This is a genomic window from Micromonospora sp. CCTCC AA 2012012, assembly GCF_040499845.1.
Taxonomy (GTDB): Bacteria; Actinomycetota; Actinomycetes; order Mycobacteriales; family Micromonosporaceae; genus Micromonospora; species Micromonospora mangrovi.
Map to the genome: position 1 here is coordinate 3,741,306 of NZ_CP159342.1, position 13,037 is coordinate 3,754,342.

Below are 13,037 nucleotides of genomic sequence, written 5' to 3' on the forward strand. Positions count from 1 at the left end.
GGCCGCTCAGTCCTGGAGCTGCCGGCGCAGGGTCACCTCGGTGCCCGTCGGCGTACGACGCACGGTCAGCTCGCCGAGCGCCTTGATCAGCGACAGTCCCCGCCCCCGGAAGCCCGAGCCGGTGGACTCCCGCCAGACCCCGCTGTCCCGGACGGTGGCGGTCACCGTACGACCCTCGATGGTCACCTCGACACCGATCATCGCCTCGGCGGGCGAGACCGGATGCTCGATGGCGTTCGCCGCCGCCTCGGAGATCGCCACGGTCAGGTCGAACAGGTCGTTCTCGCCGACGTGGTGGGCGACGAGGAAGTCCTCCAGCCGCTTGCGCAGCACGCTGAGGCGGGTCGGGTCGGCCGGCAGCCGCAGGGCGAAGCGGTTCAGCTCGGTCGCCTCCAGCGCGAGCACCGCCACGTCGTCGTGCCGGGGCCGGCCGGCGACCCGCGCCACCACGGCGTCGACCAGGTCCACCACGTGCTCGCCGCGGGTCGTCGCGTCGGCCCGGAGCTGGGCGAGCGCCGCGTCCATGCCGACCTGCCGGTCCTCGATCAGGCCGTCGGTGTAGAGCAGCAGCCGACCGCCGGGGGGCAGCTCACCCTCCTCCGTCCGGTAGGACGTGGTCCGGATCGCCCCGACCGGCGGTCCGAGGGCCCGGTGGTGCAGGAACGCCACGTCGTCTCCCCGGATCAGCAGGGGCGAGGGATGACCCGCGCTGGCGTACCGCAAGCGGCCGGTGCGCGGGGAGAACCAGATGCACAGCACGGTGGCGAAGGAGCCGCCCTCGGTGGAGCCGACCAGCCGGTTCAGCCGGGTCAGCGCCTCACCCGGGCCGAAGCCCTCCAGCACGTACGCCCGCAGCGCGTTGCGCAGCTGGCCCATCGCGGCGGCGGCCCGGACGCCCTTGCCGACCACGTCGCCGATGACCAGCACGAGTTCGTCGCCGGTGGTGCCGATGACGTCGTACCAGTCGCCGCCGACCTCGACGTCGGCGCTGCCGGGCAGATAGCGGCTGGCCACCACCGTGCCGGGGAGCTGGGGCAGGGTCCGGGGCAGCAGGCTGTGCTGGAGGGTGGTCGCGATCCGGTGCTCGGCCTCGTAGAGCTGGGCGTTCTCCAGCCGGACGCCGATCAGCCGGGCCAGTTCGGTCAGCGCGGCCTGCTCGGTGCCGTCCCCCTCGCGCCGCCAGACCCGCAGCTCGCCGAGCTGCTCACCGGTCGTACCGGTCAGCGGCAGCACCACCGACGGTTCGGCGCCGGTGTCTCCGCCGCCGTCGGCCTCGTACCGGGCGCCGGTGGCGGTGACGACCACCCGGGCGGCCTCGGCCAGGCTGAGCGCGTGCCGGGCGGCCACCTGCACCACCTCGGCGGTGGACCGGGCGGTGTTGACCGCCACGGCGGCGTCGGCGAGGGCCCGGAGCCGGCGGATGATCTGCCCCCGGAGCTGGCCCAGCTCGACGTTGGCGCGGACCCGGGCGATCAGTTCCTGGCTGGAGAAGGGCTTGGTGAGGTAGTCGTCGGCGCCGACCGAGAGCCCGGCGACCTCCTCCGCGGCGCCGGCCCGGGCGGAGAGCAGCACGATCGGCACGTGCCGGGTACGCGGGTCGGCCCGCAGCGCGGTGACCAGCCCGAAGCCGTCCAGCCGGGGCATCATCACGTCGGTGAGCACCAGGTCGAACGGGGACTCCAGCGCCAGCCGGAGCGCCTCCACGCCGTCCGACACGGCGACCACCTCGTACGCGGAGCAGAGCAGCCGGCTGACGTGCTCGCGCAGGTCGGCATTGTCGTCGGCGACCAGGATCCGGCCGTTTCCGGTCTCCTTCCCGGCCGACGAGGGCGACCCGTCGACGGTGCCGACGCCGTCGGCCCAGAGCACCGTCTCGGCGACGTGCAGTCGGGCCTGCTCCGACTGGCTCAACGGCACCGGGTCGAGCGCGGCCACCCGGTCGGCGGGCAGGTGCCCGTGACCGAACGGCACCGTCACGGTGAAGGTGGTGCCCTCGTCCACCCGGCTGCGCACGTCCACCGTGCCGCCGTGCATCTCGACCAGCTCGCGCACCAGCGCCAGCCCGATGCCGGTGCCCTCGTGGGTCCGCGACCGCACCCCGGCGACCCGGTGGAACCGTTCGAAGACCAGCGGCAGCTCCGCCGGGGAGATGCCGACGCCGGTGTCGGAGACCTCCAGCCGCGCGGAGCCGTCCACGGCCCGGATCCGCACGCTGATCTCGCCGTCGAAGGTGAACTTGACGGCGTTGGAGAGCAGGTTGAGGACGATCTTCTCCCACATGTCCCGGTCGACGTGGACGGGCGCGGGCAGCGGCGGGCAGTCGACGACCAGGCCCAGCCCGGCCCGCTCGGTGACCGAGCGGAAGGTGCTGGCCAGCCGGGAGGTGTAGTCGGCCAGGTCGGTGGCCTGATAGCGGGCGGCCATCCGGCCCGACTCCAGGCGGGAGAAGTCGAGCACGGTGTTGACCAGCTTGAGCAGCCGCAGCGCGTTGCGGTGCATCATGGTCAGGCGCTCGGTCAGGTCGGGCGACAGCGCCGGGTCGGCGAGCAGGTCCTCCAGCGGGCCGAGCACCAGCGTCAGCGGGGTACGGAACTCGTGGCTGACGTTGGCGAAGAAGTTGGTCTTGGCCTGGTCCAGGGCGGCCAGTTCGGCGGCCCGGCTCCGCTCCTGCTCGTACGCCCGCTGCTTGCCGACGGCGCGCGAGACCTGGGCCGCGATCAGGTCGAGGAAGTCGCGGTATTCCGGGGTGAACGGGAGCCGCCGGCCCAGCCCGACGACGATCGCGCCGGCGGGCTCGTTGGTCGCGGTGATCGGCAGGACAAGGGCCTCCCCGGCCGCGTCGTCGGGCACCGTCCCCAGCAGCTCGGTCACGGCGACCGTGTCGTGCTCGACCCGGGCCGCGAGGCGGGCCAGCACGTCCGGGCCGGCCCGGACGTCGTCCGGCGTGACGCCGCTGCACCCGGCGAGCGCCGGAGCGCCGTCGCCGTCGCCGTCGCGCAGCAGGACCAGGCTGAACGGGACGTCCGCCCGGTGCTCGTCCAGCACCCGGGCCACGGCCCGGCCCAGCTCCTGGGTGCTCTGCACGTCGGCGAGGCGGGAACCCAGCTCGGCCAGGGCGCGCAGCCGGCGCTCGCCGAGCACCCGGCCGGTGGTCTCGTTGACGAAGCAGAAGACCCCGTTGACGGTGCCGTCGGCCTCCCGGATCGGGTCGTAGGAGACGTCGAAGTAGACGTCCTCCAGGAAGCCGTGCCGGTCCAGGACGAAGGGGTGGTCCTCACCGCGGTAGGCCTCGCCGGCGCGGTGGACCCCCTGCAGCAGCGGGCCGAGCACGTCCCAGGTCTCCGCCCAGTGCCGGCTGGCCGGCTCACCGATGGCGGCCGGGTGCTTGGCGCCGATGGTGGGCCGGTAGGCGTCGTTGTAGAAGGCGCGGTGGTCCTCGCCCCAGAACATGACGATCTGCGCGCGGGAGGAGAGCATCATGCTGACCGCGTGGCAGAGGGCCGGCGGCCAGCCGGCCGGGTCGCCGAGCGGGGTGGTGGACCAGTCGAAGGCGCGCAGCCGCGCCCCCATCTCACCGCCGGCCGTGAACGCCGCCGCCAGCAGTGGGGGCAGTTCGGCCTCACCCGTCCCCGAGGACGACCAACGCCGTTCCTCGCTCCCGTGGGCCGAGCTCATGCAGCCTCCCGCTCCGCCATGTCCACAACGACCGACGAAGATCCCGTCGGCCGTGTCCGCCTACTACCCCGAGGGAGGAGCAACGTAACGCAGACGGCAGGACGGTCGCTGGTTACCTACGCCTCACCCGACGGTCACCACGGGTGCATCCCGGGCCCCTGGTGTGACGAGGGGCACAGTCGACCGTCAGCGGGCGGCCCGGACCAGGGCGGTGATCGGCCGCGGGTCGGCGTCGTTCTCCGGGTGCCACTGCACCCCCAGCAGGAAACGCCGACCGGGGTCCTCCACCGCCTCGACCACGCCGTCGTCCGCCCAACCGCTGACCGTGAGCCGCCCCGGATCGGCGACCGCCTGGTGGTGGTAGGAGTTCACCCGGTCGATCCCGGCCAGCACCGACCCCGCCCGGCTGCCGGGGGCGAACCGGACCGGATGCGCCCCGTACACCCCGGGGGCCGGGCGGTGGCCGTCGTGCCCGACCACGTCCGGCAGGTGCTGGTGCAGCGCACCGCCGTGGGCCACGGCGAGCAGCTGCATGCCCCGGCAGACGCCGAGCACCGGCAGGTCCACGGCGAGCGCGGCGGCCAGCAGGGTCAGCTCCCCCGCGTCCCGGTCCGGGCGGGCCTCGGTGCGTGGGTCGCGCGGCTGGGCGTACCGCGCCGGCTCGACGTCGGCGCCGCCGGCCAGCAGCAGGCCGTCGAGCACACCCACCACGTCCGCGTCGACGTCGTCGGGGGGCAGCACCACCGTCCGGCCGCCGGCGGCGGTCACCGCCCGGACGTACGCCTGCGGCACCAGCGTCGCCGGCACGTCCCGCCACACCGCCCAGCCGGCCGGTTCGACGTACGCGCTGATCCCGATCAGCGGACGCCTCATAGCGGAGTGACGTAGGCGCCCGTGATCCCGCCGTCGACGACGAACTGGGCGGCGGTCATGAAGGAGGAGTCGTCGCTGGCCAGGAAGGCCACCGCCGCGGCGATCTCCTCCGGGTTGCCGAACCGGCCCATCGGCACGTGCACGAGCCGGCGGGCGGCTCGCTCCGGGTCCTTCGCGAAGAGCTCCAGCAGCAGCGGGGTGGCGACCGGCCCGGGGCAGAGCGCGTTCACCCGGATCCCCTCCCGGGCGAACTGCACCCCCAGCTCCCGGGTCATCGCCAGCACCCCGCCCTTGCTCGCCGTGTACGCGATCTGCGAGGTGGCCGCCCCCATCAGCGCCACGAAGGAGGCGGTGTTGATGATCGAGCCTCTGCCCTGCCGGCGCATGTGCGGAATGGCGTACTTGCAGCAGAGATAGACGCTGGTGGTGTTGACCCGGAGCACCCGCTCCCAGGCGTCCAGCCCGGTCTCCAGGATCGAGTCGTCGTCCGGCGGGGAGATGCCGGCGTTGTTGAACGCCACGTCCACCCGGCCGTGCCGCTCCACCACTCCGTCGAAGAGTGCCCGGACCGCCGTCTCGTCGGCGACGTCGCAGGCCACGAAGTCCCCGCCGACCTCCTCGGCGGCCCGTCCGCCCGCCTCCGGGTCGATGTCGACGCAGACCACCCGGGCCCCCTCGGCGGCGAACCGCCGCACGGTGGCGAGGCCGATCCCGCTGCCCGCGCCGGTCACCACGGTCACCCGGTCCGTCAGTCGTCCCTGCACGCTGGTCACTCCTCTGTCGCGATGAACACGTTCTTGACGTCGGTGAAGGCGTGCAGCGCGTCCGGCCCCAGCTCACGGCCGAGCCCCGAGCGCTTCATCCCGCCGAACGGGGTCCAGTAGCGCACCGAGGAGTGCGAGTTGACGCTGAGGTTGCCGGCCTCCACCGCACGGCTCACCCGCAGCGCCCGGCCGACGTCCCGGGTCCAGATCGAGCCGGAGAGGCCGTACTCGGTGTCGTTGGCGAGCCGGACCGCGTCGGCCTCGTCGTCGAAGGGGAGCACCGAGACGACCGGGCCGAAGATCTCGTCCCGCCAGTGCCGGTCGGCCGGTGACTCGGCCAGCAGCACGGTCGGGGCGTACCAGAAGCCGGGCCCGTCGGGGCGGTGGCCGGTGAAGGCGACCTTCGCACCGTCGACGTACCCGCCGACCCGGTCTCGGTGGGCGGCGGAGATCAGCGGGCCCATCTCGGCGCTCTCGGCCGCCGGGTCCTCGACCCGGAAGGCGCGCACGGCCGGTTCGAGGAGTTCCAGGAACCGGTCGTACACCGGTCGTTGGACCAGGATCCGGGACCGCGCGCAGCAGTCCTGGCCGGCGTTGTCGAAGACGGCGGACGGCGCACTGGCGGCGGCCTTCGCCAGGTCGGCGTCGGCGAAGACCAGGTTGGCGGACTTGCCGCCCAGCTCCAGGGTGACCCGCTTCACCTGGGCCGCGCAGCCGGCCATGATCCGGGTACCGACCTCGGTGGACCCGGTGAAGCAGACCTTGCGGACGGCCGGGTGGGTGACGAAGCGTTCCCCCACCACGCCGCCCTGGCCGGGCAGCACGGTGAACACGCCCTCCGGCAGGCCGGCGTCGAGGGCCAGCTCGGCCAGGCGCAGCGCGGTCAGCGGGGTCAGCTCGGCGGGCTTGAGCACCACGGTGTTGCCGGCGGCGAGGGCCGGGGCGAAGCCCCAGCCGGCGATCGGCATCGGGAAGTTCCACGGCACGATCACCCCGACCACGCCGAGCGGCTCGTGGAAGGTGACGTCCAGCCCACCGGGCACCGGGATCTGCCGGCCGGTCAGCCGCTCCGGCGCGCCCGCGTAGTAGTCGAGGACGTCCCGGACGTTCCCCGCCTCCCAGCGCGCGTTCCCGATGGTGTGCCCCGCGTTGCGCACCTCCAGCTGCGCCAACTCCTCCAGATGGTCGTCGACGACGGCGGCGAACCGCCGCAACAACCGCGCTCGGTCCCCCGGCGCGACCTTCCGCCACCCCTCGTACGCCGCCGCCGCCCGCCCGATCGCCGCATCGACCTCGGCGAGCGAGGTGGCCGGCACGCTGGCCACCACCTCCCCGCTCGCCGGGTTGATCACCTCACTCACCCGCCCCGCCCCCTTTCCTGACGATCATGGAGTTGCCGGACGAGAGACGCGACCACGGTAAGGGTCAGAGGCGTTCGAAGCCACGGGTGAGTTCCCAGTCGGTCACGGCGGCGTCGAAGGCGGTCAGTTCGACCTTCGCCTGGTTGGCGTAGTGGGCGACGACCTCGTCACCGAAGGCGTCGCGGGCCAGCTCGGAGGACTCCCAGCCGGTGAGCGCGTCGCGGAGGGTGGCGGGGACCCGCTCGGCGCCCGGGTCGCCGTACGCGTTGCCGGTGCACTCCTCGCCCAGCTCCAGCTCCCGCTCGATGCCGTGCACCGCCCCGGCCACCAGGGCCGCGATCGCCAGGTAGGGGTTCACGTCGGCGCCCGGCACCCGGTTCTCCACCCGCATGCCCTGCCCGTGCCCGACCAGCCGCAGCGCGCAGGTGCGGTTGTCGGTGCCCCAGCGCAGCGCGGTCGGCGCGAACGAGCCCGGCTGGTAGCGCTTGTAGGAGTTGATGTTGGGGGCGAACAGCAGGCTGAACTCGCGCATCGTGTCGAGCAGCCCGGCCAGCACCCGCTGCCCGGTCACGCTCAGGTGCGCCGGCCCGTCCCCCAGCATCGCCGACCGGCCGTCGGCGTCGCGCAGCGAGAAGTGGATGTGGCAGGAGTTGCCCTCGCGGGCGTTCGGCTTGGCCATGAAGGTGATCGACATGCCCTCCTGGGCGGCGATCTCCTTGGCCCCGTTCTTGTAGATGACGTGGTGGTCGGCGCAGGCCACCGCCTCGTCGTAGCGGAAGGCGATCTCGTGCTGGCCGAGGTTGCACTCCCCCTTGGCGCTCTCCGGGGTCAGTCCCGCCCCGGCCATCTCGGTGCGGATCCGGCGCAGCAGCGGCTCCACCCGGGCCGTGCCGAGCAGGGAGTAGTCCACGTTGTACAGGTTCGCCGGGGTGAGGTCGCGGTAACCGCGCCGCCACGCGTCCTCGTACGAGTCGCGGAACAGCACGAACTCCAGCTCGGTCCCCGCGTACGCGGTGAGGCCGTGGGCGGCCAGCCGGTCGAGCTGCCGGCGCAGGATCTGCCGGGGCGAGGCGACCACCGGGCCGCTGCCGTCCAGCCACTCCAGGTCGGCCAGGACCAGCGCGCTGCCCGGCTGCCAGGGCGTCCGGCGCAGCGTGGTCAGGTCCGGCTTCATCGCGAAGTCGCCGTAGCCGCGTTCCCAGCTCGACATCGCGTACCCGTCGACGGTGTTCATGTCGACGTCCACGGCGAGCAGGTAGTTGCAGCCCTCGCTACCTTCGTCGAGCACGTTGTCGAGGAAGAAGGGGGCGTGGATCCGCTTGCCCTGCAACCGGCCCTGCATGTCGGTCAGGGCCAGCACCACCGTGTCGATCTCGCCCTCGGCGACGGCAACTCGGAGCTGTTCCAGCGTGAGCGGGGCTTTCCTCATCGGCGCGCCTCCATCACCAAGGTCTACTGGCAAACCGGATCACCGTCAATGCCCCCGCCGACCACCCCACCAAACGCGCCCGCCCGGCCGGTCCCGCCGCCCCATGGGTACGCGGAGCCGGTGCCGCGGAGGCCGGTGACCCGGAGCGGGCGGCTGCCCGGCCCCCGTCTCCGGCGTCACCTCCCTGCCGCGAGGTGTGCTGCTCGGCGATATGCCTGAGAGGCATATTCATGACGCTGAGGCATATCGCTCCCGGCCGTATCTGCGGTGGCGGTCGGCCCAGCGGCCCGGCCGGGGCGGCCCACCGGGCCACGCCGGCCGGGAACGGGACCTGGCCCCTAGCGATGCCTGTCCGCCGACGGCTCGGCGGGCGCGGTGCCGTCGGCGGCGGGACGGGGCGCGGGCAGGTCGACGGTACGGCGGGGGCCGGTGAACCACTTCCGGGCCGAGGCGTACCACCAGAGCGCGACCAGCAGCAGCACCCCACCGACGGCGAGCGGCGCGTAGTTCACCGCCGACCAGGTGAACCCGTCGTTGCCGGGCACCCCGGCGGGGACGATCGGCAGCACGAAGTAGACCGAGATGATCGCGATCTCGACCACCGCGATCCAGCCGAGCAGCTTGTACTTCGGGCCGAGCGTCCACGGGCCGGGGACGAACCGGTTCCCCAGCCGCAGCCGCAGGAAGATCGGGATGAGGAACGACAGGTAGAGCCCGATCACCGCGACGGAGACCACCGCGTAGAAGGCGACCGGGATGCCGGCGGACTGATAGAGGGCGGGCAGGGTGAGCACCAGGCCGGCGAAGGTCGCTCCGATGATCGCGTTGACCGGGGTGCCGTTGCGGTCGACCCGGGACCAGAGCCGCCAGCCGGGCACCGCGCGGTCCCGGCTGAACGCGTACGCCATCCGGGACATCGAGGTCACGCAGCTCATCCCGCAGAAGAACTGCCCGATGGTGGAGATGATGATGACGGTCTTGAAGAAGAACGGGCTGAGCGCGCTCTCGAAGATCGCCCCGGAGAAGCCGCCGGCCTTGTTGATCGCGTCGACGTCGGTGGCGGCGAAGAGGAAGGCGAGCAGCAGGATCCAACCACCCACCGCCGAATAGAAGATCGACTGCCAGAGCCCCTTCGCGGCGGCCTGCGAGGCGCCTCGGGTCTCCTCCGACACGTGCGCGCAGGCGTCGAAGCCGGTGATCGTGTACTGGGTCAGCAGGAAGCCCAGCGGCAGCACGTAGAACCAGAAGGTCAGCCTGCCGCTGTCACCGCCGCCGAAGCCGGAGTTGTTGAACCGCTCGGTGAAGACGAACCGGAAGCTCTGGTGGTCGTCCGGCACGAACGCCAGGATGGCCACCACCACCGCCGCACCGGCCACGTGCCACCAGACCGAGACGTTCTGGAGTACGTCGATGATGTGGTGCCCGAAGATGTTGATCAGCCCGTGCAGCACGAGGATCACCACGAAGAGCCCGAACGTCTGGTGCAGCGTCCCGGCCCAGGAGTCGAAGAGCGCGGAGAGCGTCAGGTTGAGGAAGGTGGCGCAGCCGTAGTCGACCGACGCGGTGACCGCCACCAGCCCGATCAGGTTCAGCCAGCCGGTGAACCAGCCGTGCACCGGCCGCCCCATCGTCGCCGCCCACCAGTAGATCCCGCCCGCCGTCGGGTACGCGGACACCAGCTCGGCCATGCAGAAGCCGATGATCAGGATGAAGAGCGAGATCAGCGGCCAGCCCCAGGAGATGGCGACCGGCCCGCCGTTGTTCCACGCCTGGCCGAAGGTGGTGAAGCAGCCGGCCAGGATCGAGATGATCGAGAACGAGATGGCGAAGTTGGAGAAGCCGCTCCACTTGCGGCGCAACTCCTGTTTGTAGCCGAGTTCGGCGAGCCGTCGGGCGTCGTCGTCCATCGGTTGCTCGGCGGTCGGCGCGGGCGTCGTGGCCACTGCACACCTCCTCGAGGTGGTTCCCCGGTACGAGTGCGCAAAGTGTCGTCCCGTGATCAAGGCCGGTCAATACCTCGGCAGCCGGGAACCGGTGGCCGGGCGGCCTAATTGCCTTGCCGCACCGACCCGCGCGGCGGCATCCTTGAGCCCGTGACCAGGCCCGATCGCGACGGGCCGAACCCGGGCGCTCGGCAACGCCCGGCCGCGACGGCGCGGGGCGTCCACCTCTCTCTCACTCGTACGGCGATCCGCCGTACCCTCCGGGACGCCCCGCGCCGCCGCACCCACCGACCCGGTGCGACGGCCTTTGCCGGACCTCGATCAGGCGAAGAGCAGGCCGGCGACCCAGAGGGCGGCGATCACCACGCCGGCCAGGAACTCGACCAGCATCGACAGGCCCGCCGCCTTCAACGCCTGCACAGTGGCCGGCCAGGCGAGCTGGGTGCTGCCCAGCCGCAGCCGCTCGGCGCCGAACACCCCGGCCACGAAGCCGATCACCAGCCCGACCACCGGGATGACGAAGAACCCGACCAGCCCCAGCAGTCCCCCCGCCAGCAGCGACGACGTCGGCACCCCGGTCCGTTTCAGGTTCCGCCCCGGCCAGAGGTACTTGACCACCGTGCCGCCCGCCGCGACCACCGTGGCGGCGGCGAGCACCGCCCAGCGTCCCGGCCCGGCGTCGCCGAAGAGCGCCCAGACCAGCACCCCGCCCCAGCACAGCGGCAGCGCCGGCAGCCCCGGCACCACCACCCCGGCCAGCCCGGCGAGGATCGCCAGCGCCGCCACCACCGAGACCACCGCCTGTGTGTCGCTCAGACTCACGCCGCCTCCCTTCCCCCGGCCAGCCGCTCCCGGATCTGGTCGGCGGGGACCGGGGCGCCGAACCAGCGGCCCTGCCCGGTGTCGCAGCGCAGCGAGCGCAGCCGCTCCGCCTGCACCGCCGTCTCGACCGCCTCGGCGGTGACCCAGAGTTCCAGCGCGTGCGCCAACCGGACCAGCGCGTCGACGATCCGCTCGTCCCGGTGGTCGGCGGCGACGTCCGCGCCGTCGGCCCGGATCCCCTCGACGAAGGGGCCGGCCAGCTTCAGGCAGTGGATCGGCAACCGGCGCAGGTACGCCAGGTTGGAGTACCCGGTGCCGAAGTCGTCGATGGCCAGTCGTACGCCCAGCTCGGCCAGCCGGTGCAGCGACCGCAGCGGCTCCCCCGCCGTGCCCATCACGGCGCTCTCGGTCAGCTCCAGCTGGAGCAGCTCGGCCGGGAGTCCGGTGCGGGACAGCGCGGTGGCCACGGTCTCCACGATCGCCGGGTCGTCGGCCTGCCGGGCGGCCAGGTTGACGCTGACCACCAGCTTCGCCTCCGGGTACGCCCGCCGCCAGCTCTCCGCGTCGCGGCAGGCCTGGTTGAGCACCCACGCGCCGAGCCGGACGATCAGACCGGTCTCCTCCGCCAGGCCGATGAACCGGTCCGGCCCGATCAGCCCCAGCTCGGGGTGCTGCCAGCGGACCAGCGCCTCCACGGCCAGCATGGCGCCGTCCAGCAGGGACACGATCGGCTGGTAGTGCAGCACGAACTCGCCCCGGTCCAGGGCGGCCGGCAGGTTCGCGGCGAGTGCCGAGCGGGCGATGTCGGCGGCGCTGCGCTCGGGGTCGTACACCGCCCAGCGGCCCCGGCCCTCGGCCTTGGCCCAGTAGAGGGTCGTGTCGGCGGCCTTCATCAGCTCGGACGCGCTGGTCTCGGCGGCCGGGCACTCGACGATGCCGATGCTGGCCGAGACGGCGAGCTGCTGGTCACCGACGTGCACCGGGGCGGAGACCGCGGCCAGGGCGGCCTCGGCCACCGCCACCGCGTCGTCGATGCCGTCGCCGGAGTCGACCAGGATGACGAACTCGTCGCCGCCCATCCGGGCGACCAGGTTCCCGCGCCCGGCGACGCAGTCGGCGAGCCGGTGGGCGATCACGATGAGCAGCCGGTCGCCGAGGTCGTGGCCGAGGCTGTCGTTGATCGCCTTGAACCCGTCCAGGTCGAGGAAGCAGACCCCGATCCGCTGCTCCGGGCCGGCGCCGTCGAGGACCTTCCCCAGCGTCTCGAAGAAGAGCGTCCGGTTGGGCAGGCCGGTCAGCGGGTCGTGCAGCGCCTGGAAACGCAGCCGCTGCTGGAGCTCGTACCGCTCGGTGATGTCCTCGATCATGGCGACGGTGAAGCGGGGTCGGCCGTCGTCGTGCCGGATCAGCGAGACGGCGAGGTCGGTCCAGACGATGCTGCCGTCCTTGCGGTGGTAGCGCTTCTCCACCCGGACGCTGTCGTGCTTGCCCTCGATCAGCTCCTGGTACAGCTCCCACATCCCGGCCGCGTCGTCGGCGTGGAAGAGCGACGCCACGTTGGTCTCGCGCAGCTCCTCCACGGTGTAGCCGAGCATGTCCGCGAAGGACTGGTTGACGTCGATGATCCGGCCGTCGACGCCGGCGATGCCGATCCCGATCGCCGCCCCGGTGAAGACCGCCCGGAACCGTGCCTCGCTGTCCCGCAGCGCCCGCTCCACGGCGTCCCGCGCCTGCCAGGCCGAGCGGGCGATCCGCTCCTGCTGGCTGAAGGTGCGGTCGCGCAGGGCCCGCGCGTACCCGGCGGCGAGGCCGCCCTGCACGGCCGTGATCCGCTCGGCCGCCGCCGCCGATCCGGCGAGCGCCGGCAGCACCCAGGGCAGGAAGCGGTCACCCAACGCCCGCACCGACCAGTCGAGTACGCCGGGCTCGGTGAGGTGCGACTCCACCAGCGCCCGCCCGACGTCCTCCGCCGGCTCGGCGGAGAACGTCTCGGCGCACACCGCCTCGGCCAGCCGCCCGGTGTGCACGAGCAGCAGCCGCTCGGTCTCCACCGCGCTGAGCGGCACGAACCCGAGCCGGCGGACCGCCCGCGCCCACTCGGCCGCGTACGCCTGGGCGCCCGGCCGGCTGAAGTCGTCCCCGCCGGGCGGTGGGACGGCGTGCATCGGGC

At 72.9% G+C, this 13,037-nt stretch carries 8 protein-coding genes; all 8 read right to left on the minus strand.

The window, feature by feature from the left end:
- Positions 1-6: 6 nt before the first annotated feature.
- Positions 7-3,675 (minus strand): SpoIIE family protein phosphatase, encoded by a 3,669-nt coding sequence (locus tag ABUL08_RS16300; RefSeq protein WP_350930769.1) that lies wholly within the window; start codon positions 3,673-3,675, stop codon positions 7-9.
- Between the two features lie 186 nt (positions 3,676-3,861).
- A complete protein-coding gene (locus ABUL08_RS16305; protein WP_350930770.1) occupies positions 3,862-4,548 on the minus strand; it encodes a gamma-glutamyl-gamma-aminobutyrate hydrolase family protein in 687 nt (228 codons plus the stop codon).
- A complete protein-coding gene (locus ABUL08_RS16310) occupies positions 4,545-5,312 on the minus strand; it encodes a 3-oxoacyl-ACP reductase (RefSeq protein WP_350930771.1) in 768 nt (255 codons plus the stop codon). Before ABUL08_RS16310 ends, ABUL08_RS16305 begins: the two co-directional genes overlap by 4 nt.
- A gap of 5 nt (positions 5,313-5,317) precedes the next feature.
- Complete coding sequence (locus ABUL08_RS16315) at positions 5,318-6,673, minus strand: aldehyde dehydrogenase family protein (RefSeq protein ID WP_350930772.1); 1,356 nt, start codon at positions 6,671-6,673, stop codon at positions 5,318-5,320.
- Between the two features lie 64 nt (positions 6,674-6,737).
- On the minus strand, positions 6,738-8,102 hold the full coding sequence (locus tag ABUL08_RS16320; RefSeq protein ID WP_350930773.1) for a glutamine synthetase family protein: 1,365 nt from the start codon (positions 8,100-8,102) through the stop codon (positions 6,738-6,740).
- A gap of 338 nt (positions 8,103-8,440) precedes the next feature.
- Positions 8,441-10,045, minus strand: coding sequence for an amino acid permease (locus tag ABUL08_RS16325; protein WP_350930774.1), 1,605 nt, complete (start codon positions 10,043-10,045; stop codon positions 8,441-8,443).
- Positions 10,046-10,366: 321 nt separating this feature from the next.
- Positions 10,367-10,867 carry a DUF456 domain-containing protein gene (locus ABUL08_RS16330; protein ID WP_350930775.1) on the minus strand — a complete coding sequence of 167 codons (501 nt, stop codon included), beginning with the start codon at positions 10,865-10,867 and terminating at the stop codon, positions 10,367-10,369.
- Positions 10,864-13,032, minus strand: coding sequence for a putative bifunctional diguanylate cyclase/phosphodiesterase (locus ABUL08_RS16335; protein ID WP_350930776.1), 2,169 nt, complete (start codon positions 13,030-13,032; stop codon positions 10,864-10,866). The genes ABUL08_RS16330 and ABUL08_RS16335 overlap by 4 nt, the downstream gene beginning before the upstream one ends.
- Between the last annotated feature and the right edge of the window lie 5 nt (positions 13,033-13,037).

What these genes read in the sequence shown, in the direction of transcription:
- ABUL08_RS16335 (WP_350930776.1), bottom strand. Translation starts at nt 13,032, where the DNA reads ATGCACGCCGTCCCACCGCCCGGCGGGGACGACTTCAGCCGGCCGGGC.
- ABUL08_RS16300 (WP_350930769.1), bottom strand. Translation starts at nt 3,675, where the DNA reads ATGAGCTCGGCCCACGGGAGCGAGGAACGGCGTTGGTCGTCCTCGGGG.
- ABUL08_RS16305 (WP_350930770.1), bottom strand. Translation starts at nt 4,548, where the DNA reads ATGAGGCGTCCGCTGATCGGGATCAGCGCGTACGTCGAACCGGCCGGC.
- ABUL08_RS16320 (WP_350930773.1), bottom strand. Translation starts at nt 8,102, where the DNA reads ATGAGGAAAGCCCCGCTCACGCTGGAACAGCTCCGAGTTGCCGTCGCC.